General features: G+C 69.8%; 21 protein-coding genes and 2 pseudogenes. 7 read left to right on the forward strand and 16 right to left on the reverse strand.

Features of this window, described 5'->3' with window-relative positions; genetic code table 11:
* Positions 1-475 precede the first annotated feature (475 nt).
* Complete coding sequence (locus ACTMTJ_RS38330; protein ID WP_441223649.1) at positions 476-1,090, reverse strand: ATP-binding cassette domain-containing protein; 615 nt, start codon at positions 1,088-1,090, stop codon at positions 476-478.
* 877 nt (positions 1,091-1,967) lie between these two features.
* On the opposite strand from ACTMTJ_RS38330, the gene ACTMTJ_RS38335 reads away from it, so the two are divergent.
* From ACTMTJ_RS38335 to ACTMTJ_RS38345, 3 genes are all read left to right on the forward strand, one after another.
* On the forward strand, positions 1,968-2,168 hold the full coding sequence (locus ACTMTJ_RS38335; RefSeq protein WP_441223650.1) for a hypothetical protein: 201 nt from the start codon (positions 1,968-1,970) through the stop codon (positions 2,166-2,168).
* 223 nt (positions 2,169-2,391) lie between these two features.
* On the forward strand, positions 2,392-2,517 hold the full coding sequence (locus tag ACTMTJ_RS38340; RefSeq protein WP_441223651.1) for a hypothetical protein: 126 nt from the start codon (positions 2,392-2,394) through the stop codon (positions 2,515-2,517).
* Positions 2,518-2,715: 198 nt separating this feature from the next.
* A complete protein-coding gene (locus tag ACTMTJ_RS38345) occupies positions 2,716-2,898 on the forward strand; it encodes a hypothetical protein (protein WP_441223652.1) in 183 nt (60 codons plus the stop codon).
* Between the two features lie 577 nt (positions 2,899-3,475).
* Here ACTMTJ_RS38345 and ACTMTJ_RS38350 read toward each other — a convergent pair.
* The 12 genes and pseudogenes from ACTMTJ_RS38350 to ACTMTJ_RS38405 form a co-directional block, all read right to left on the reverse strand.
* A complete protein-coding gene (locus ACTMTJ_RS38350) occupies positions 3,476-3,799 on the reverse strand; it encodes a DUF3040 domain-containing protein (RefSeq protein ID WP_441223653.1) in 324 nt (107 codons plus the stop codon).
* Positions 3,800-3,971: 172 nt separating this feature from the next.
* Complete coding sequence (locus tag ACTMTJ_RS38355) at positions 3,972-4,784, reverse strand: SPFH domain-containing protein (protein WP_441223654.1); 813 nt, start codon at positions 4,782-4,784, stop codon at positions 3,972-3,974.
* Positions 4,774-6,090 (reverse strand): NfeD family protein, encoded by a 1,317-nt coding sequence (locus tag ACTMTJ_RS38360; protein ID WP_441223655.1) that lies wholly within the window; start codon positions 6,088-6,090, stop codon positions 4,774-4,776. The genes ACTMTJ_RS38355 and ACTMTJ_RS38360 overlap by 11 nt, the downstream gene beginning before the upstream one ends.
* A 22-nt stretch (positions 6,091-6,112) precedes the next feature.
* Positions 6,113-6,481 (reverse strand): STAS domain-containing protein, encoded by a 369-nt coding sequence (locus tag ACTMTJ_RS38365; protein WP_441223656.1) that lies wholly within the window; start codon positions 6,479-6,481, stop codon positions 6,113-6,115.
* Between the two features lie 1,057 nt (positions 6,482-7,538).
* Entirely contained in the window at positions 7,539-9,293 is a 1,755-nt protein-coding gene (locus ACTMTJ_RS38370; protein ID WP_441223657.1) for a DUF1996 domain-containing protein, read from the reverse strand.
* A 360-nt stretch (positions 9,294-9,653) separates the two neighbouring features.
* Complete coding sequence (locus ACTMTJ_RS38375) at positions 9,654-9,968, reverse strand: acyl-CoA thioester hydrolase/BAAT C-terminal domain-containing protein (protein WP_441223718.1); 315 nt, start codon at positions 9,966-9,968, stop codon at positions 9,654-9,656.
* A 98-nt stretch (positions 9,969-10,066) separates the two neighbouring features.
* Positions 10,067-10,474: pseudogene (locus tag ACTMTJ_RS38380) on the reverse strand (alpha/beta hydrolase family protein); the annotation flags it as partial.
* Positions 10,443-10,815, reverse strand: a pseudogene (locus ACTMTJ_RS38385) (acyl-CoA thioesterase/BAAT N-terminal domain-containing protein); the annotation flags it as partial. The pseudogenes ACTMTJ_RS38385 and ACTMTJ_RS38380, both read right to left, overlap by 32 nt.
* A gap of 124 nt (positions 10,816-10,939) precedes the next feature.
* The gene (locus tag ACTMTJ_RS38390; protein ID WP_441223658.1) at positions 10,940-11,380 is read right to left on the reverse strand and encodes an STAS domain-containing protein; all 441 of its coding nucleotides are present in this window, start codon (positions 11,378-11,380) and stop codon (positions 10,940-10,942) included.
* A gap of 149 nt (positions 11,381-11,529) precedes the next feature.
* Complete coding sequence (locus ACTMTJ_RS38395) at positions 11,530-12,117, reverse strand: GerMN domain-containing protein (protein WP_441223659.1); 588 nt, start codon at positions 12,115-12,117, stop codon at positions 11,530-11,532.
* Positions 12,114-13,469 carry an ATP-binding protein gene (locus ACTMTJ_RS38400; RefSeq protein WP_441223660.1) on the reverse strand — a complete coding sequence of 452 codons (1,356 nt, stop codon included), beginning with the start codon at positions 13,467-13,469 and terminating at the stop codon, positions 12,114-12,116. Before ACTMTJ_RS38400 ends, ACTMTJ_RS38395 begins: the two co-directional genes overlap by 4 nt.
* Positions 13,466-14,143: a response regulator transcription factor gene (locus ACTMTJ_RS38405; protein ID WP_441223661.1), complete on the reverse strand. Its 678-nt coding sequence runs from the start codon at positions 14,141-14,143 to the stop codon at positions 13,466-13,468. The genes ACTMTJ_RS38400 and ACTMTJ_RS38405 overlap by 4 nt, the downstream gene beginning before the upstream one ends.
* Positions 14,144-14,302: 159 nt before the next feature.
* On the opposite strand from ACTMTJ_RS38405, the gene ACTMTJ_RS38410 reads away from it, so the two are divergent.
* The 4 genes from ACTMTJ_RS38410 to ACTMTJ_RS38425 all read left to right on the forward strand — a co-directional run bounded on the left by ACTMTJ_RS38410 (position 14,303) and on the right by ACTMTJ_RS38425 (position 17,603).
* Positions 14,303-14,707 carry an STAS domain-containing protein gene (locus ACTMTJ_RS38410; protein ID WP_441223662.1) on the forward strand — a complete coding sequence of 135 codons (405 nt, stop codon included), beginning with the start codon at positions 14,303-14,305 and terminating at the stop codon, positions 14,705-14,707.
* Between the two features lie 91 nt (positions 14,708-14,798).
* Positions 14,799-16,235 carry an alpha,alpha-trehalose-phosphate synthase (UDP-forming) gene (locus tag ACTMTJ_RS38415; protein ID WP_441223663.1) on the forward strand — a complete coding sequence of 479 codons (1,437 nt, stop codon included), beginning with the start codon at positions 14,799-14,801 and terminating at the stop codon, positions 16,233-16,235.
* Positions 16,236-16,300: 65 nt separating this feature from the next.
* Positions 16,301-16,582: an adhesin gene (locus ACTMTJ_RS38420; RefSeq protein WP_441223664.1), complete on the forward strand. Its 282-nt coding sequence runs from the start codon at positions 16,301-16,303 to the stop codon at positions 16,580-16,582.
* A 298-nt stretch (positions 16,583-16,880) separates the two neighbouring features.
* Positions 16,881-17,603 (forward strand): DUF4142 domain-containing protein, encoded by a 723-nt coding sequence (locus tag ACTMTJ_RS38425; protein ID WP_441223665.1) that lies wholly within the window; start codon positions 16,881-16,883, stop codon positions 17,601-17,603.
* On the opposite strand, the gene ACTMTJ_RS38430 is transcribed toward ACTMTJ_RS38425, so the two are convergent.
* Genes ACTMTJ_RS38430 through ACTMTJ_RS38440 form a run of 3 tightly spaced genes read right to left on the reverse strand, consistent with a single transcriptional unit; the run spans position 17,600 to position 19,454 of the window.
* Positions 17,600-17,887 carry a BON domain-containing protein gene (locus ACTMTJ_RS38430; protein ID WP_441223666.1) on the reverse strand — a complete coding sequence of 96 codons (288 nt, stop codon included), beginning with the start codon at positions 17,885-17,887 and terminating at the stop codon, positions 17,600-17,602. The two genes, ACTMTJ_RS38425 and ACTMTJ_RS38430, sit on opposite strands and share 4 nt — an antisense overlap.
* Positions 17,887-18,273 carry an STAS domain-containing protein gene (locus ACTMTJ_RS38435; RefSeq protein WP_441223667.1) on the reverse strand — a complete coding sequence of 129 codons (387 nt, stop codon included), beginning with the start codon at positions 18,271-18,273 and terminating at the stop codon, positions 17,887-17,889. Before ACTMTJ_RS38435 ends, ACTMTJ_RS38430 begins: the two co-directional genes overlap by 1 nt.
* Complete coding sequence (locus ACTMTJ_RS38440) at positions 18,270-19,454, reverse strand: FAD-dependent oxidoreductase (RefSeq protein WP_441223668.1); 1,185 nt, start codon at positions 19,452-19,454, stop codon at positions 18,270-18,272. Before ACTMTJ_RS38440 ends, ACTMTJ_RS38435 begins: the two co-directional genes overlap by 4 nt.
* Positions 19,455-19,457: the final 3 nt, after the last annotated feature.

The raw sequence follows: 19,457 nt of genomic DNA on the forward strand, positions 1-19,457 counted from the left end.
ACCGGCCACTTCCCGGTCCGCTACCTGCCGGCCTCGGCGAGGCGGCCAGGCCTGGGGGTGATCCCGATGTGGTAGTCGGCTGGCGTCCGCTGTGGATCGTTCGAGCGCTGATGACGGTGGGCTCGGGGTTCACGATCTGTCCACAGGCGAGGCAGAGCGCGGCGGACCTTGCCGCCTTCGCCGGCGGGTGGAGTATGCCGTTCGAGGCGAGCTGCCGTGCCCGTGCCATGGGTCAGCCTCCTGCCGGACCGCCGACCAGCCTTCCCGGCACACCTGTGCCCAACGTATGCTGCCCCGGCAGCCGACGCAACGCACACGGCCGACCTCGCCATGACTTCGTCTCCCAACGGCCCAGGTAGGAGCCCGCGCAGGGCGAGTTGGCCACCGCGACCGCCTCGCGCAGTCCGGGCCGGTACTGATCGGGTGGCCGACGCGTTGAATACCGGATGCGGATGGGTCGGTCGACGGAGCCCCGCTACGCCGAGCTGAGCCATCCGGACGCCGTAGACGGTGCGTCGGTGTGCCGGGCCCGGGCAACGCCGTCAACAGGTTCTGCGTCCACCACGGCCACCCGGTTGGCGGCGGTGTCGATGTGGTCGAGGCTTCGGGTAGCCGTGACAACGGCCGCGCCGGCGGCGGTGAGCTCAGCAATCAACTGGTGCAGGCTGGCACGAAGCGATGGCGGTGCGGGTTCGGCGGGTTGGTCGAAAATCAGCAGACCGGGACGGTGCGCCACCGCGACCGTGATCCCGACGATCCGACGGCGAAAGGGGTTGAGCCGACCGATCCGCGCACCGGGATCGACGCTGAACCGTTCGATCAGAGCCTCGACCCACACTCGGTCGTGACCGCCGTGTAAGACGGCGTAGAAATCCAGCAAATCCCGCACCGTGTAGCGCGGGTCTACCGCGATCCGTGCCGGCACGTAACCCACCCGGCGGCGGATGTACGGATCGTTGGCTCGGCCGCCGAACACCCGCACCACGCCGCTGGCCGGCTCATCTACCCCCAACAGCAGTCGCAGGATGGCCGTCTTGCCCGCCGCGCACGGACCCACCAGGGCCAACGTTTCGCCAGCCTGCACCGTCATGTCGAGACGATGAACGCCACGGGAGCCGACCCGCCGAACCACGCTGTCCATCCGCACCGGCGGCGCGTTCACCCGGCCCGCCAGGACAACGGCGGCCACACCAACCGCGACATCTCCAACATGCGCCAACCTCCGGCCACGGCAGCAGGACCCCTGCCGACCAGACTTCCCGGCGCACCTACCGGAACCATAGCGGTGCTGGACGCCCGCGGGACACGGCTGGCGATACACGCTGGCCGATCCGTCCGCGTCTCAGCGCGGACGGCCACGACAGGTCGGCCCTTTCGGCTCCACCGCGACGGCACAACGGTGGTGGTGTGCGTCAGATGGCGCCTGGTGGCTCGACGAAGCTCCCTACGTGAGGGTGAGGCAACGACAGGACGCGCCCTATCCATGCCCCTGACCCTGGGTCGCGGTCGCGGCCCGTACGATGGGCCTCGAAACACCCTTGGCGCGCCGGGAAGTCTGGTCGGCACCTCCGCTTTCGTGTCCCGGATTGGAAGGCGCCCCCGGTGCTGCTTCTCGGCTTCACACTGGTGCCACTCACCGCTGCCGTGCTGGGAAACCCTGGCTCCCCGAACCACGCGGTCAACAGCGGTGTTGCACCTGATCGTCCGCGCCACAAGTACCACCACACTTCGTTGCCGACTGCGGCCGTTGACGACGTCGGTTCACCGGAGGCGACGGGCACACCATGAACCCGCCGCGCACCTGCCATCCCATGCCCGACGCGGGCGGCCGCCCCGTACGGCGCCGCCGCACGACCGGCCGGCCGCGTTCCTCACCCGTGCGGCACAGGTGCCCGGCCACGCCGCCCAGCCCCGAGGCTATTGATCGGGGGCCGGCCGGCAACCCAAGCCAGCCAACCCGCGGCGGCGTGGCAGGTCACATAGCGGCGACAGCACTTGATCGCCTCACCGGCGCGGACGACGGCTACCGGTCCGTCCAACAGTTGCGCAGCAACGCAGAGGTGTACCCACGCTGGCCGCTGGTGTTGATCACGGTTGGCAGCGCCATCCTCACCGCCGCCGTGACGACGACCATTGTCCTCGCGGTCGTATGGCTGTTCGGCGCCTGACCGCTGCCGTGGACCCGGCAGTCTCAGACCAGCGGCCGCAGTTAGGCACTCTGTGTCCGCGACACGGGTCGCCGAGGTCAGTCGTGCCGCGCCAGCGCCGACGGGCGACCAGCGCCGACAGCATGAGCGGCCACGCCGGGGACCGCATCGTCCGCCGCACCGGGCAGGACGGCAGATGGCCCGACGGTCGCGAAGCCGTTGACACACCGACCCGGGTGCACCGATGAACGCGTCCACCCCGCGCAGCCGCTACCTCGACATGCTGCCCGCCACCGCGATACTCCGCGTCTATATGCAGCACGCGTTGTGGACCAGTTGGCTGGCCGCGCTGTTCCGTCCATGGCGGTGATGTTCGCCGTCGCCGGCTGCCTGACCGCAGCCTCATTGGAACGGGGCGGCCCGGTCCGGACCGTCGGTTCGCGAATGCGACGTCTGCTGCCGCCGCCGTGGGCGTTGGCCGTGGTGGCGGTGCCGTTGATGCTGGCCCGCGGTTGGCTGGCCGACCCGGACAGCCCGCTGCGGTGGCCGGATCTGGCACCTGCCGGCCTTGTTCGCCGCCGGCGGCCTGCTGATGCTCGCCGAAGTCGACCTGTCCTGCGGACGCGGCTACGCGGCCACCCTCGGGCTGGGGGTACTGACTACGGTTGCCACCGTCGTCTGTGTCGGCTGGGTTGAGGACCTGGCCGCCCGGCGACGGCCGGTGCTGCTGCCGCCGGCCCGCCTATCCTGAACCGGTCACAAGCCTGGTGGGATGGGGTCGGTTACCGATTGTGGTACACGTTGAAAGTGGGGCGCGGCCAGGGATACGAAACATGGACTCTGCTGCTGCATGCTACGACCGCCCACGTGAACAGGTGCAACTGCTGCTGCTCGCCTCAATGGCCTTCACCCAGCTGATCCGCACCGGCCGCTACCCCGCCGCAGATCCGTGCAGTGACCCGGGACCTCGACGCGGTCTACCGCAGCAACCCGCACACTGGTACGCGTTCGGCCGGGAACGAGCGGACCGCAACGCGACAAGCTACGCACACCACTACAGTTTCCGGCCGCCGCGTGGTCGGAGGCCGCCACCGCCCCCGCTTCGGGCCACCGGACGGATTGCCAGCCGTGGCCGACCCGTCGATGCTCTGGTGGACTGCGCTACTACTCGGCCTCGTGCTCCTACGGACCTGCTGTTGGTGCGCCATCCTCGTCCAGCGCTCGCCGCCTCGCACGCCGTCACGCTGTCCGCCACCGACCCGACATGGCAGGCGCCTGCCGGGCAGCGGCCGCAATCCTGGGCCTCGGGCAACGTCCCAGGGGACGGCTCACACGAAGAACGGCGGGCCCTCGGTATCGGGGCGGGGCGGGCCGTCGCCGCGTTGACGCGGGTTCTGCAGCAGGTGCCGGGTACAGACGATCGCCAGTAGTGCCGCCGACCAACCCAGCAGCAGACCGATCACCGGGTACCCCGCCGCGCACACCACGACGATGGGCAGCACGGCGCTGAGCAGGATGATGCGGCGGCGGCGCCGGTACTCCCACGGGGCGCATGGCGTGCCCCGGGCCAGCGCCGCGGCGAATCGGGGGTCGTCCCGCGTCACGGCCGCGGTGAGATCGTGAAGCCGGCGGTGGTGTTCACCTTCGAGCATGCCGTCCCCCTTTCGACCTTGATGCGAGATGGCGGCACAAGGCGGGACCTCCGGTGGCCCACGGTGCTGTCGAAGCGATCGGCCCCGCCCGGGCAGTGGACGCGGATGTCGCCGCCGGCCACCGGTGCGGCGAGCGCACAACGCGACACGATGGCGGGACAGTCATGAGCGGCTATGTGTCGTGCGCGGGTCGGGTTGTGGCTGCTGGGCGCGGGGTGGCACCGTCGGCTTGGGCGGTGAGGGTGTCGACCAGGCGGAGCAGTTCGATGGGCAGCGGGAAGATGAGGGTGGAGTTCCGTTCGGAGGCGACTTCGGCCATGGTGGACAGCACGCGTAACTGCATGGCGGCGGGGTGGGCCTCGAGGACTTCGGCGGCCTTGCCGAGGTTGGCGGCGGCCTCATATTCGCCGATGGCGTGGATGACTTTGGCGCGGCGATCCCGTTCGGCTTCGGCTTGCCGGGCCATGGCCCGGCGCATCGCCTCGGGCAGTTCGACGTCCTTGACTTCCACCAGGGTGACCTTGACACCCCACGGGTCGGTGACGTCGTCGATGATCTGTTGCAGCCGCTGGTTGATCTCGTCGCGTTTGATCAGCAGTTCGTCCAGGTCGACCTGGCCGAGGATGCTGCGCAGAGTGGTCTGGGCGATCTGGGAGGTGCCGACGATGTGGTCCTCGATCGCGATGACGGACCGGATCGGCTGGGTGACATTGAAATAGGTGACCGCGTTGACCTTGACGGTGACGTTGTCTTTGGTGATGACGTCCTGCGGTGGGATGTCCATGGTGACGGTGCGCAGGGACACGCGGACCATGCGGTCGACGATCGGGATGATAAAGAACAGGCCGGGGCCCTTGGCGTCGATCACCCGGCCGAGCCGGAAGATCACGCCCCGCTCGTACTCTGGGACGATGCGCACCGACGCGGTCAGCAAAAGTAGGACCGCGCCGGCGGCGATCAGCAACGCCAGGATGCTATTGGACATCGGGGTCCTCCCTGTCCTTCGCGGGTTCGACCATGAGGGTCAGGCCCTGCACGTCGAGCACTCGTACGGTTTGGCCGTCGTGCAGGTCGCTGTGCGGGCTGCGGGCGTTCCACCAGGCGCCCTGCACGCGTATCCGGCCGGTGTTGCCCGCTGCGGCGTTGATGGTGGCGACGGCGCCGAGCAGTGTTTGCGGACCGGACAGTGGCGGGTTCTTGCGGGCCCGCCAGGCAAGCCGGCCGGCCAGCAGCGACCCGCCGCCGACGACCAGCACGGTCGGCAACAGCACGGCCGGGTTGACCCGCACCGCCTCGTCCTCGAACAAGAACAGGCCGGAGACCAGCAGGGCGATCGTGCCGCCGGTGGCGAACACCCCGACGCCGGGAGTGAATACTTCGGCGGCGAACAGCGCTCCGGCCAGGACCAGCAGGGCGATCCCGGCGATGTTGACCGGTAGCACGCTGAGGGCGAAGAAGCCGAGGATGAGCAGGATCGCCCCGGTGACGCCGCCCAGGCCCATGCCGGGGGCGGCCAGTTCGTAGATGAGGGCCAGGGTGCCGATGGACAGGAACAGGAACACCAGGTTCGGGTCCGCGATGACGGCCAGCAGCTGACGCAGCAGCCCCATCTCGTAGTCCACCGTCCGCGCACCAGCCGTGTCCAGCGTGACCTGCCGGCCACCGGCAACGGTGACCGTACGCCCGTCGACGGCGGCCAGCACCCCGGCCCGGTTGTCCGTGATCAGGTCAACCGCACCGATCCGCACGGCCTCGTCGGCGGTCACGGCGCGTCCCTCCCGGACAGTGGCCACGGCGAAGTCGACATTCCGGCCGCGTTGACGGGTCACCGACTCGGCGAACGCCGCCGCGTCGTTGATCACCTTGTCGCTGGCCTTCTCGCCGGTCTCGGCGTTCACTGGCGTCGCAGCACCGATGGTGGTGCCCGGCGCCATCACCGCCAGGTGCGCCGAGAACGTGATCAGCGCCCCGGCCGACGCGGCCCGGCCACCCGGCGGTGACACGTACACGATCACCGGCGTATCGGCGGCCAGGAACGCCTTGATGATCTGCCGCATCGAAGTATCCAGACCGCCAGGGGTGTCCAGCTCCACCAGCAGCGCCTGGTGCCCCCCAGCGGCGGCCTCGCCCACCCCGTCGATGAGGTGTTGCGCGACCACCGGTGTGATTGGACCGTCCACAGTGGTCACTGCGACCGTGGATGCCTGGGCTACCGCGATGCCCGGTGCGGCCAGCAGCGCGCCGAAGACGCAGACCGCCGCGCACAGTCCACCCAATGCCGCCCGCGTCATCAGCGGGCGATCCAGGCGCTGGCTATCCAGCCCTCGCGCTGACATCGATCCACTCCCCGCCCGGCGTAACGGGCTCGGTGGTCTCGCGAACCGGCCCGGTCAGGTCCGGCCCGTCGGACCGGCGGTCCTTGCGCAGCCCGAGCAGCTGCCGAATCAGTGGTGACGGGTTGGACACCGCGAGCTCGACACCGACCTGGGCGCAGATGCGGTTACCCACGACCAGGGTGCCCACACCGACGTGGTCGATGAACGTCACCCCACTCAGGTCCAACACGATCCTCGGCGGCCGCGGGTCGCGGACCGCAGCGGCCGAGATCACGGCCCGCAGATCGGGCGCACCGGCGTAGTCGAGCTGACCGCGCAACGCCAACACCACCGACCGGTCAAGCATGTATCGCCAACTCATGGACAGCGTCACAGCAGCACTCTCCCGCCCCTCGGTAAGAACCCAACACGCGAACACCGACATGACCCGACCGGACCGCACCCTGCGGCCCCACCAACGGCCGAAGTCAATCCACGCAGCGTCGAACGCGCGGACACATCAGCCCGCACCACGCAAAAGGGAGAGTTACGCTCGCTAGATGCGATACCGGGAACCGCATTACCGCCATGGTCAGCCTCCTCGTGCTCGCCGACCAGGCTTCCCGGCACACCAACCACAACCTAACCCGCCCGGTGTCCGCAGGCAACTGTCCCGCCTAGCTGACCCGAGCAGATCAAGCGCCCGGCCCGCGCCATATCCACAGGTGGGTGGGATCGCGAACGCGAACCGGGACGCCCGCACGTCACGCACGTTGATCGCGGTCAGCACCGCGACCACCGTGATCGCTAGACCCGGTGTTCGGCCACGAACAGGCAACCATAGCCACTCGCAACACCTGCGGCAGCCGGCCGAATTCTAGCCGCCGAATCCGCCGAGTCCTCGCTCCATAGCACGACCGCGCGGTCGAGCGCGGTGCGGATCCGTTCGGCGGGGTTTCCGCGCTCCAGGCGGGCCAGGGCGGCGCCGACCGGGCCGCCGATCAGGGGCGCCGCTAACCGTCGCGATGCCACGGCGTCCAGGCATCGGAAACGAGGTTGCGCAAGGGCGCTGTCCGGCTGCTCCCGATCGGCGGGCTCGGCCGCCGGTGCCGGTGATTCCACATCGGCGCACCCGTTGCGCCGCATCTAACCTGCGACCCCTTGCAGTCGGGACGGCCGCGCTGACCCGGCGACTCCTTGCACCACATGTGCCCATCCCGGCTTGCCATTGGTTGTCGAACCTTGCACTGAGATGCCAAAAGACGTCGATCGAGGATTGGTCCCTACTTGTCGCCGACCGTTCGGCAACGTACGCGGGCCTTCGGGTTATCGAGGGCCAGGACGGCCTGTGGGAGACGGCTACCCTCCCTGTCCCCGCACAGGCCGTCGTAGGGCATGGTCACTTTGGTACGAGCCTGCGCCTGTCAGCGGCAGCGGCGGCCGGCGTTGACGCAGTTGGTGATCTTGGTCATCTGGTGGATGGAGTTGACGTTGAGGAAGTCGTTGTGGTCGGAGAACGGGTTGTGGTTCTCCTCGGGGAAGGTGTCGAGCTGGTACTGGCCCTTCTTCTGGACGTCGAGGGGGATGTCGTAGCTGACGCTGATCCGCAGTTGCGGCACGGCGCGGGTGCCGGTGGGGCAGGCGCCGGTTTTGGCGTCGGGGAACTGGATGTGGGTGCGGTGGTTGGCGCTGTCGGTGTTCTTGCCGTCCCAGCAGCTGGGGAAGTCGTGCACGCGCGTGACCTGGCTGCCGGGCGGGCAGATCGGGTACTTGTCGGAGAGCCGGTCGGCGAAGCCGCTGCAAGTCCAGGATTTGCGGGCGTTGGCCGGGCCGCGGCTGGTCGGCTTGGCGTCTCCGGTGATCGCGCGCAGGAATCTGGGCATCGGCACCACCTTGCTGGTGGGGTTGCCGCGGTATTCGATCAGCACTTTGGCGGGGCGGACGATGCCGCCGACGTTGCCGGCGATCTCCTGGTTCGGACCCTGCACGCCGGGCAGTTCCTGCTCGGTGCCGTTGTTGTTGCCGCCGCTGTTGAGGGTGCAGGGGGCGAGTGCTTCCAGGCCGGTCGGACGGGTGCCCTGCCGACCGATCGCGATGCCGATGCGGTCCAATGTGGCCGCTCGCTTGGCGCGCAGCGGGCCGAGGATGGCGTTGTCGATGAAGTTGGGGCCGCCCTGTCCTTGTGTGGTGACGATTCGCTGGTTGGCCTCGGCGATCTGCCGGTCCAGCAGGGCCAGGTTCCGGTTCACCTCGTCGAGCGCGCTAGCGGGGACGGCCGGCAGTTTGTCCCGGACGGTCGGGCAGTTGACGGTCGGCGTCATCGCGGCCGGCGCCGATGCGGGAGCGCCGGTGTCGTTGCCGCCGTTGTGTCCGGCGTGTGCACCGTCGTAGCTCAGGTCACAGTCTGCCAAGGAGGCCAGTCCGGTCGGGTGGGTGCCCTGGCGGCCGATGGCGATGGCGATGCGGTCCAATGTGGCCACTCGCTTGGAGCGCAGCGGGCCGAGGATGGCGTTGTTGACGAAGTTTGGTCCGCCCTGGCCCCGGCTGGTCACGATGCGCTGGTTCGCTTCGGCGATCTGCTGGTCCAGCAGTCGCAGGTTGCGGTTCACCTCGGCGGACGCCGGGGCCGGGACGGCCGGGAGCTTGTCGGCCACGCTGGGGCACGCGACCGTGGGGGTGCCGGCGGTCTTGAGTGTGTCGGGGTTCGCACCGACCGGGTTGGCCTGCCGGTTCGCGGTCCGGTCGATACGGACCACCGGCCAGAAGTACGACGACTTGTCGCCGTTGCGGCAGGTGGTGTCGGAGGCGGCCAGGCTCTCGTCGCTGGAGTCGGCGGTGATCGACAGGTTGCCGACGAAGTCGTGCACGTGCTGGGCGCCGTTGCGGATCCCGGGTTGCGCGACCGGGTTGTCCGGGCTGAACTTCTCGTTCTCGTTCGTTCCACAGTCCACGGTGAACACACCTGTCGAGGCTCCACGGCGCGGTGCCGGGGCTTTCACGTTCGGTGCCACCTGTTGGATCGGCACGAAGCTGGACAGCGGCGCCGCTTCGGCGAACGCTCTGCCGTTACGGGCGCTGGACACGATGCCCGCCGTGACCGCGGCGGTCGCCGCCAGCACGACGAGCACCGCCACGATGCGGAACTCCTGTGACCGCGTCCGGATCACGCGTTGACGCATGCTCTCACCTCACTCGATACGCCACGGCCCAAGCCGATGGCACCGCGGTTGCGGCGCCAGTGGGTACGGCGGCAGCGGACACCTCGATGAGTGACGCGCACGCACGTCATCGGCCTGTAAGAACCGCATCAGCGAGGGCGCGGTCGTCACCGTTCGGTAAGGTTCACCACCACGCGGGCGCGGTAAGTTGTCCCGCCAATCCCTTGCCGGCGCAACGTCTTGCCGTCGGGCTTGGTCCTCGGCGATGAAGCCCAGGAGACGAACCCCTTCGCCGGTCCCGACCGCGACCGCGCTCGTCGCGACCGGGCTGGTCGGCTTGCTCCGCCGCGACCTCGAGGCGACCTGAGGCTATCGGGGCGGCTAGGGCAGGTCCGCGCGGAAGGCGATCACCCTGGACCGGCTGTCGCTGCGGGCGGCGGCGTTCGCGGCTCTGGTGCCGCCGTGGTGGTAGGTGCGGCCGTCGACGGGGTGTACGCCCACGACGCCTGCCGGCTGGAACGGGTAGGTGGCAGCGCCGTGTCCGGCGGCAGGATAGGTCAGCACCTCGACGGTGGCCTTGGCGGCGTCGGCGTGCAGCCGTGGTTGGATGGCCTGGGCCTGCGGCGTCGAAGGCCACGGGTTGTCCTCGCCACCGGCGATGGCCAGGACGGGCCCTTCGACGTTGCTGACAGGAATCGGCCCGCTGAGTGTGGCCCGGCCGTCCTTGGTCCAGGCAGGGCTTGCCGGATCCGGGAACGCGGGCCTACGGTGTCGTCGGGCGCGTGCAGGACCACGCCGCGGAACAGGTCGGGGTAGTGGTGGGCGAGTAGGAGAGCGGCTTCGCTGCCCCGCGAGTACCCGACGACGGCGACGGGTTCCGGCCTGAGGCCAGGTTGACGTGCCAGCAGCCGCGCCGCCGTGGTGAAGTACTCCAGCGGGATGTCCGCCAGCGTCTGCGGCAGCCCGGGCACTCGGAAGTACGCCAGCGACAGCGCGGGATGGCCGTGCGAGGCCAGCAACGCGGCCGTGAACTTCTGACTGGTGCCGCCCTCGGAGCCACCGAAGACAAGCGCCGGCATACGCGGGTGTGCTGCCCGCTGGCGGTAGGTACAGGTCGCCGTGGATGCCCTCGGTCTCCATCCGGAATACCCGATGGGTGGCTGCGGGCGACATCCACTGCCGACGCAGCGTGCGGTTGGCATCCGCGCGGCCGTCGACCGTGACGGCGACCTGAATCTCGAATGCGGCGGCGAGTTCCGGGCACGTGGGGAAGAACCACTGTTGGTCTGGGTCGCCGTCCGCTGGGACCATTGACCAGAGCAGGCCCATGCCGTCGACCTGGTCGTAGGTGCCATCGCGCGGCGCGGTTGAGGTCCACAGTGCCGTCCTCGTCGGCGGTGAAGGCCGCATGGCCGCGCCAACTCATGTCTTGGTAGTCGGTTGACGTCGCCGCGACCTCGACCCGCTGGCCAGCTCTGAGGCCGGAGATCCGCAGCTGTACCGGCTGATCCGCCAGGGCCCACGCGGGGTCGGCGGTGACCATGGGGGTTTCGCCCTGGTTGCGTATCGCAGCCAGCGACCGCGATCCCGGGACCCGAAAGCAGTACCACGGCAAGGTAGACACGCAGTCGCCGCCAGCCGAACAGACAACGAGCCGCGCCACCCTGTCACCGTCCGCGGCCGGGTCGGGTCCGCGCCGGCGCCTGTGGCGGGGCGGCGGTCCCTCCGGTCGGGCGGAGCCGGCGTGGCGGGCGGCGAGGCGTGCACCACTGTGAGGTCCGTTGGCTCGCGGTCGCAGGCGCCGGTCCGCGGCTTGTCTGCAGCTGTAGAAGTGCGCGGATCAGCGGCGAGGTGCCGCGAACGACTAAGCCGATGCCGGCCACCGCGCAGGAGCGGTTTCCTGCGACCAGGCTGCCCACGCCGGCCGGGTCGACCTGCTCGATATCGGTCAGGTCCACCAGGATCGACCGGGGGCGCGGCATCCGCTCGGCTTCGGCGATGATCGCCATACGCAGGTGTGGGGCTGTGTGGTGGTCCAGCGTCCCGCGCAGAGCCAGGACGACCGACTCGCTGCCGTGCGGATAGAGGTGGGCGATCGACAGCGTCACGACGTGACCTCGCGGAGTGTGCCCTGCCGTTGGGTGCCTGGTCGCTGCGTCGGCGGCATGGTCGGCCTCCTTCTGTATCGCCGACCAGCCTTCCCGGCACACCTGTGTCCAACGTATGCGGCCTGGGCGGTGCCCGCAACGCGCACCGGCTACGTCGCGAGGAGGCTGGCGTAGTCGGCCGCGGTGGCCGGAGCCTCGGACAGCGAGCCGTCGGCGTGGGGTACACCGACAGGCTGGCCGCCGCGGGTGAACCTCACGGCGGTGATGCCGGGTTGGGCAGTGAGGGTGCAGACGATCTGGGCGAAGGCGAGGATCTGGTCGGTGCGGCCGCTCTCGTCCAAGGCGGCGGTGAGCTCGACTGTGGCCCGGCCGTCGCTCAGCTGGACGCCGACGACGATATCGTTGCCGAGCAGCGAACTGGTGAGCCCTTCGCGTTGCTCCACGTCGGTGGGTCCGGCGAGCAGGTCGTCGACGAGCTCGTCGACGCTGGGTTGCGCATCGACGTTGCGGGTGACGGCGACCAGCTCGCCGTCCCGGACGAAGTACAGGCGTTCCGCGACAACGCCGGCGCCAGGGCCGGGATCCGGCGGTGTCTCGGTCGCCCAGGCGTGCGAGACCCCATTGGGAGGGTTCACCTCGCGAGGGAGGTCCTCGGCTTGGGCGCCGCATCCGGTGACCGCGGCCGCGAGCAGCACCGACAGCGTGCCGGCGTACGGAGAGCGGCGTGTTCTGGTCACGAGTTCGTCCTGGGCAGTTCGACCCGGAATCGGGCGCCGCCGCCGGGCCGGTCGGTCACCGTCACGCGTCCGCCGTGTGCGGTGGCGTGCCGGGCGACGAGGGCGAGCCCGAGTCCGGTGCCGTCGCTGTCCCCGCGTGCGCTGGCGGCGCGGCCGCGCACGAACCGGTCGAAGATGGCCTCGCGGTCTTCCGGTCGTACGCCCGGTCCCTCGTCGTCCACTTCCAGCACGAACGCGTCGGATGTCGCGTTGAGGCGCACGGCGACCGCGCCGCCGCCGTGCCGGTCGGCGTTGTCGAGCAGGTTGCCCAGGATCTGGATGAAGCGGCGCCGGTCGACTGACCAGGTCGCCGTGCTCCCCTCGGCCACCCGCACCACCTGCTCGGGTAGGCGGCGAGCGCGGCATTCTTCACGTGCCACCGCGGCGACGTCGAACAGTGTGCGCTGGATCGGTCGATCGTCGCGAGCCAGTTCCAGCAGGTCGGCGACAAGCCGCTGGAACCGATCCACCTCGTCAGACAGCAGAGTCACCGCGGTCGCAGCCCGGCCGTCGAGCCGGGGTCGGTGCCGGTCCAGCACGCTGGTCGCGGCGGACAGCGTCTGCAGTGGTGAGCGCAGCTCGTGGCTGACGTCGGCGGCGAACCGGCGGTCCCGTTCCAGGCGGGCCGAAAGCTGGTCGACCATCTCGTTGAACGACGTCGTCAACCGTTCCAGATCGGGCTCGGTGGCCGGGTCGAGGCGGGCACTGAGGTCACCTGCGGTGATCTCACGCGCGGCGGCGGTGACCGTGTCGAGAGGGCGTAGCACGCGGCGGGTCAGGTACCAGCCGAAGCCGGCGCCGGCCGCGGTCGTGCCGGCGGCGACGAGGGTGAGTACCAGGGCGAGAGTGCGTAGGGTCTGGTCGAGCTCGCGCATCGAGTCGATGACGTAGAAGCCGGACGACGACGGCAGCGGCACGCCGACGACGACCGCGGGGCCGCTGTCGGTGTGGACCCGTTGCATGCCGAGCTTGCCCTGCTCGACCATGTCTTGCAGCGCGGGCGGGATGGCGTCGGTCAGACCGGCGTCGGCGGCGCGGGCGTACCAGCGGCCGTCGCGGTGCAGCAGGGCGCGGCGGGTGTTGCCGGTGTTGAGGGTGCTGAGCACGGCGGAGATGTCGGGCCGTTCGGTGGCCAGGCCGGCGTGTACCACGCCGGCGTCCAAATAGGCCGAGCGCAGGGCGCTGCGTTCCCGGCCGGCCATCAGTGCCTGGCTGGTAAACTCGTACGACAGTGCCGCCATCGACGCGGACAACACGAAGGCGCCCGCCGCGAACGCGGCGGTCACTCGGGAGCGCAGGCCAGGACGTCTCATCGTTGCAGCTTGTAGCCCATGCCGCGGACGGTCACCAGGTGCCGAGGCGAGGTCGGATCGTCCTCGATCTTCTGCCGCAACCGTCCGATGTGGACATCGACGAGTCGCTCGTCGCCGTAGGTGTACTCCCAGACCCGTTCCAGCAGCTGCGCCCGGGACAGCACCCGGCCCGGGTGCTCGGCGAGTTCGCACAGCAGCCGGAACTCGGTGCGGGTCACCGCCACCGGCTCGCCCCGCAGCGCGACCTCGCCGGCTTCGGGCCGGATCTCCAGGTCGTCGAAGACCAGTGCTGGTACGGCGGCGACCGTGCTGGCGCGGGCACGGCGCCGCAGCGCCCGCAGCCGCGCGGACAGTTCCTTGACCGCGACCGGCTTGACGACGTAGTCGTCGGCGCCGGCCTCCAGGGCGGCCACGATGTCGTGTGTGTCGTCGCGCGCGCTGACCACCACGATCGGTACGTCGTCGCGGGCGCGCAACTGGCGGATGCACTCGTAGCCGTCGATGCCGGGCAGCATCAGGTCGACCAGGACCGTGTCGGCCGGCGCGCGCCGCTGCTCCCGCAGCCCTTCTTCCGCGGTGGCCGCGCCCCGGACCGTGTAGCCCTCGTCTTCGAGGCCGAGCGTCAAGGACAGCCGGATCCGGTCGTCGTCCTCGATCAGCAACACGTGCTCCATCGCTAAATCATGCCCAGCCACGGAGCAGGTTTCGCAGCCCGGCCGGGATCCCCGGCGGTTTGTCATGGGACTGTCACAGGACCGCGGAGGGACCGCCATACCACCTAAAGAGTCTGGACAGACCCCAGATCATCATGTCCTGCACGCGGGAGGTTCCAGGTGAGTACTCCAGCCTTGGCCGAGCTGCTGCCACGGCCGGGCCGAGTACCACTGGTCGAGGTCGTTGTCACCGAGGCGATCGACGCGCAGGTGACGCCCCGCCTACGCGTCCTGCTCGACGAGGTCCTCGCACTGCGGCCGGAGCACCTCGTGGTGGACCTCGCTGGCTGCACGCACGTCGACGCGTCCGGCGTCGCCGCGCTGCTCGAGACGCACCGTCAAGCGATGCGCGATGGCGGGCGGCTCAGCCTGCGCGCACCGTCGCCCAGCGTGCACCGCAACCTTCAGCTGGCCCGCGTGGCGAATGTGCTGCACATTGTCTTGCCTAAGGTCTCGCTGCCGGCCGAGGACTGGTCCGCGGCGGCCGGCACCGGCACACTCGTGGACCCGCGGCCGACGCGGTGACGGTGGCGCCGTTGAGCCCCTCACCCCGCCCTTCCCATCCCCCCGACGGGCGGGGTGAGGCAGGCGCCACAACTGTCCACATCGGAGAATCATGACCGGGTCCCGCAGTCCGGACCTACACGACCTGGTGGTGGTTTCGCACCGGCTGCCGGTCACGGTCGACGACACACAGCCGAGGTGGGCGGACCGGATCGGTGACGGCACAGCCACGTTGGGCCCGGCGGTCGCCGCTCGCGGCGGGGCCTGGCTGGGTTGGGCCGGAGGCGTCAACGCATCGACCGCGTGGTTCGAGCACGAGGGCCTGCGGCTGCATCCGGTCGGCCTGTCGCATTCCGACGTCCTGGACTACGAACGGGGCTACTGCGCCGCCTCGCTCGCCCCGCTCTATCAAGGGCGGGTGGAGACGCCCGAGTTCCGGGACCAGTGGCGGGTGGCCTACCAGCGGGTCAACCAGCGGTTCGCGGACGCGGCCGCCGCTTTGGCGGCACCGGGTGGCATCGTCTGGGTGCACGACTACCACCTGCAGGCTGTACCGGCCCTGCTGCGCCGCCGCCGACCCGACCTGCGCATCGGTATGTCCCTGCACGCGCCGTTTCCGCCGGCCGAGCTGTTCGTGCAACTGCCCACCCGGGCCCAGACCCTGCACGGGCTGCTCGGCGCCGACCTGATCGGCGTGCCGCACCCGCGGGCGGCCGCCACCGTACTCGAACTCGCCGGCCACCTGCTGCAACTGGCGGTCCGCGATGACGCCGTAACGATCGAGGGCCGGCGGGTCACGGTCGGCTCATATCCGCTATCGATCGACGCGGCCGCGATCGAACTACTGGCCGCCGATCCCTCGGTTCGTGCCCGGGCGACCGGCATCCGGGCCAAGCTGCACGGTGCCCGCACGGCCCTGCTCGCGGTCAACCGGCTGGACCCGGCCGAGGGGATCGAGCAGTGTCTCGACGCCTACGCCACCCTGCTGGGCACCGGGCGCCTGGACCCTGACCGCACCGTCCTGGTCGAGGTCGCCGCCCCTGATGGGCCGGACACGACACGCCGGGAACGGGTCCGCGCCCGGATCGACCGCCGCGTCGCGCAAATCAACGGCGAACACGCCCGGGTCGGACACCCGGTCATCCACTACCTGCGCCGTAGCCCGCCGCTGCGCGAGCGGGTGGCGCTCTACCTGGCCGCGGACGTCCTGCTCGCCACACCGCTGAGCGCCGGCACTGCGACCACCGCCAAGGAATTCCTCGCCGCGCGTACCGACGACACCGCGCGACTGGTGCTCAGCGAGTTCACCGCCGAACGGCTGCCCGGAGTGACGAGTGTCAACCCGCACGACCCGGACGCCCTGCTCGACGCGATCGCGGCAGCCGCGGCCGAGACCGGGATCCGTTCCGCCAATCTGAGCGCCACCCGGCAACGGCTGCACAGCCAGGACATGGACAGCTGGGTCGGACGTTTTCTGCACGCGCTCGCCGCACCACCGCTGCGAACCGACGGTGATCCACGCTACGTCGCCATCGGCACCCCGCACTGAACCCCCGCCGCGCCCCCGCGGACGGCAGCACCTGAACCGGCAGAAAGGCAAGGAGTTCCACACCTATGGTCACCCTCACCGACAACGCGATCGGCCTCATCCGCCGCCTCACCGACCGGCCCGGAATCCCCGACCAAGCGGGCCTGCGCATCGCGACCGGATCAGCCGCCGGTGCGCTCACCGTCGGGGTCGTCAGCGGCCCTCTCGACGGCGACCACGTGCTCGACACCTCCGGAGCGCGGGTCTATCTCGACGCCGAGGCGGTACGGACCTTGGACGACAAAGCCCTGGACGCGGCCATCCAGGACAGCACCGTCACCTTCACCGTGACCGAGCAGGCCGGATGACCATCTCGTCCCGCACCACCCGCCGGTCGCGCACCGACGCGCGACCGGCGGCGGCCATGACTGACTGACACACCCCATAGCGTTCCGAAACCGCTCCGGAAAACGGCCGGCAGCGGTATTGTGGCATTCACAACAAACGTATTCTGACGTGGCCACTTCGTCCTTTTGGACGACACGGTCGATTCAACGACCAAGCGCAAATTCTTTCTTAAGAAGTCACCATTTGACTTCCTATAGCGGACTGTTTAGCGTGCTCAAATAGAAGCGTTTGGCCGACACTCACGGAGGTGATTTCGTGGTGACCCGCCGATATCTTACGGCTCTTACGGCCGTCCTCGTCGGGCTGGCACTCGCATTGGGCGCGCCGGCCGCCGCGGCCAACGCTCAGCCCGCGGCGCCCGCACAGCTCGGCGCGACGGACCTCGCCCTGTTCAACGGTGTGCGGCTGGCCGGGCTGTGGGAGATGCCGGCCGGGCAGATGGCCGCCGAGCGCGGCAGTGCCCAGCGGGTCCGCGAGGTTGGCGCGCAGATCGCCGCCGAGCACGCCGAGCTCGACCAGATCGTCGTCGATGGCGCCAACAAGCTCGGTGTGCAACTGCCGACGAAGCCCAGCGCCACCCAGCAAAAGTGGCTCGACGAAATGCGTGGCGCCGCCTCCGACCGCGAGTTCGACCGCATCTTCGTTCACCGGCTCCGGGCCGCGCACGGCGTGATCTTTCCGGTCATCGGCGCGGTCCGCTCCGGCACCCGAAACGATGTCGTGCGTCAGGTCGCCGAGGCGGCGAACAAGTTCGTGCTCAACCACCTCACCCTGCTGGAGAGCACCGGCCTGGTCCGCTACGGTGACCTGCCGCCCGCAGTCCTGCCTGGCGACCAGCAAAACGGCGGCTCACTGCAAGGGGCCACGCTCGCCGGCGCCACCGCCGGCAGCGGCTTCAACTCCTCCGACGTCTGGATCATCACCATCGTCGCCATCGTCGCCGGTATCGGCGGCACCTGGCGACTGTTCAGACCCCGCTAGGTTCGCACGGTGAGCGCGTTGCAGACGTCCACGATGCCGGGGGCCTGCCAGGCCAGATCGCCGGCCATGCCGATCATTTCGGACGAGTCAACCGAGCCGGTGAGGACCGCCACCCGGTTCTGCACATCCACGTGGATGGGTTGGTCGCCGGTAACGTCGTGGCCCAACAGGCGGGCCAGCACGCCTTCGGCAACCGCCTGGTCGACATCCTCGCGGTCGACCGAGCGGCCCGGCTGAGCACGGTAGAAGAAGGCGTCCTCCGGGTACGGCCACAGCACCGCCATCACGCACTTCTTTCGATCTGCGGGGCCAGGACCGGGCCGTCGTGGTGCTGGTCGGCCATGCCGAACAGGCCGAGCAGGCCGGTGGCCCACAGTTGGCGGCGTGGGAAGGGGGCCAGGTTTTCCACCGTCAGGACGCTGCCGGAGACGGCCGCGGCACGGTGGCATCGCACAAGCTCACCGATGCCGGTCGAGTCGATGAACGACACGTGTCGCAGGTCCAGGACGATCGCTGCCGGCTTGTCCCGGGCCAGCACAGCGATGATCGCGTCGCGCACCTGGCCGACGGTGGCCATGTCGATCTCACCGAACGGTAGGAGACGGACGCCGGAGTCGCTATGCCGCTCCGTTATCAACATGCTCATCTCGGGCTGGGAGTCGTCGTTCATGCCGCTCGCGCCTCCACTGGCCGTTCCACGACGCTGTCACGCAGTGGGCTGAAGGCGGCGCGCAGCACCGCGGTGGCGCCGGGAAGACGGGCTGCGGCGAAGGCTATCCGGCGGGCGGTCATCCGCCAATGCTCGGTGGGCACGAACCAGCGTGCCGTCTTGCGTCCGGTCCGCTGCCGGTCCTGCACGAACGGCCGCATCCGCCGCTCGTAGGCGGCGATGGCCCGTCCGACACCGGCGCCCGTGCGTAGCTCCTCGGCCAGCACGAAGGCGCCGCCCGCGGCGAGCGAGGCTCCCTGCCCGGCCATCAGGGACACGGCGTGGCAGGCGTCACCGATCAGCACGATCGACCCGCGGCTCCAGTAGTCCATCTCGATCTGCGCGACCTGGTCGTAGAAGACCTCGCCGTCCTGCGGCATCTGCCGCAGCGTCCACCGCACCAGGCCACCGAGGTTGCCGTACAGCTTGCACAGCGCCTGCTGCGGGTCCTGCGGGATGGCACGGTCGGGGCTGGCGTGGATGAACGACGCGGCCAGCCGGCCGTCATTGGTCGGGTACAGCCCGGCCTGGCGGCCCGGCACACCAACCATGACAAAGCGATCTCCGACCCGGCGGCCGAGCTCGTCGTCGCGCAGGACGAAGGAGGCGGCGTGGTAGCCCAGGTAGCGCAGGTAACGCTCCTGCGACCCGAAGACCAGCTCCCGGACCCGCGAGTGCACGCCGTCCGCGCCGACCAGCAGGTCACCTCGCTGCACGCTGCCGTCGCTCAACCTCACCGTGACAGCGTCGCCGTCGCTGACCTGTTCGATGGTCGTGCCGTAGCGGATGTGGATGCGGCCCTTGACCGCGTCGAGCAGCGCCTGCTCCAGGGCGCCGCGCATGAGCGACAGGATCCGTCCGTCGAAGACCGAAGCGACCCGCGAGCAGGCGATGCCGCCCTCGCCGTGCTCATTGTGGTCTACATAGGACAGCTCAGCGACCCTGGTATGGGCCTTGTTCAGCTCGGGCAGCAGCCCCATCATCTCGGCAACGTCGTAGCCCGAGCCGAAGAAGTCAATCATGTATCCACCGGCCCGCGGGCCGTCCTCCCGCTCGACCAGGACCACGTCCCAGCCGTCCCGCTCCAGCCACCAGGCCAGCGTGAGCCCAGCGATACCCGCACCACAAATGATCGCTTTCACAGT

Origin of the sequence: Phytohabitans sp. LJ34 (assembly GCF_052068095.1) — a bacterium.
GTDB lineage: Bacteria > Actinomycetota > Actinomycetes > Mycobacteriales > Micromonosporaceae > Phytohabitans.

Excerpts from the sequence above, each read along its gene's own strand:
- ACTMTJ_RS38420 (WP_441223664.1), top strand. The coding sequence starts at position 16,301 with ATGGTCACCCTCACCGACAACGCGATCGGCCTCATCCGCCGCCTCACC.
- ACTMTJ_RS38400 (WP_441223660.1), bottom strand. The coding sequence starts at position 13,469 with ATGAGACGTCCTGGCCTGCGCTCCCGAGTGACCGCCGCGTTCGCGGCG.
- ACTMTJ_RS38355 (WP_441223654.1), bottom strand. The coding sequence starts at position 4,784 with ATGTCCAATAGCATCCTGGCGTTGCTGATCGCCGCCGGCGCGGTCCTA.
- ACTMTJ_RS38370 (WP_441223657.1), bottom strand. The coding sequence starts at position 9,293 with ATGCGTCAACGCGTGATCCGGACGCGGTCACAGGAGTTCCGCATCGTG.
- ACTMTJ_RS38330 (WP_441223649.1), bottom strand. The coding sequence starts at position 1,090 with ATGACGGTGCAGGCTGGCGAAACGTTGGCCCTGGTGGGTCCGTGCGCG.
- ACTMTJ_RS38340 (WP_441223651.1), top strand. The coding sequence starts at position 2,392 with ATGAACGCGTCCACCCCGCGCAGCCGCTACCTCGACATGCTGCCCGCC.
- ACTMTJ_RS38405 (WP_441223661.1), bottom strand. The coding sequence starts at position 14,143 with ATGGAGCACGTGTTGCTGATCGAGGACGACGACCGGATCCGGCTGTCC.
- ACTMTJ_RS38360 (WP_441223655.1), bottom strand. The coding sequence starts at position 6,090 with ATGACGCGGGCGGCATTGGGTGGACTGTGCGCGGCGGTCTGCGTCTTC.
- ACTMTJ_RS38365 (WP_441223656.1), bottom strand. The coding sequence starts at position 6,481 with ATGCTTGACCGGTCGGTGGTGTTGGCGTTGCGCGGTCAGCTCGACTAC.
- ACTMTJ_RS38415 (WP_441223663.1), top strand. The coding sequence starts at position 14,799 with ATGACCGGGTCCCGCAGTCCGGACCTACACGACCTGGTGGTGGTTTCG.
- ACTMTJ_RS38350 (WP_441223653.1), bottom strand. The coding sequence starts at position 3,799 with ATGCTCGAAGGTGAACACCACCGCCGGCTTCACGATCTCACCGCGGCC.
- ACTMTJ_RS38430 (WP_441223666.1), bottom strand. The coding sequence starts at position 17,887 with ATGGCGGTGCTGTGGCCGTACCCGGAGGACGCCTTCTTCTACCGTGCT.
- ACTMTJ_RS38435 (WP_441223667.1), bottom strand. The coding sequence starts at position 18,273 with ATGAACGACGACTCCCAGCCCGAGATGAGCATGTTGATAACGGAGCGG.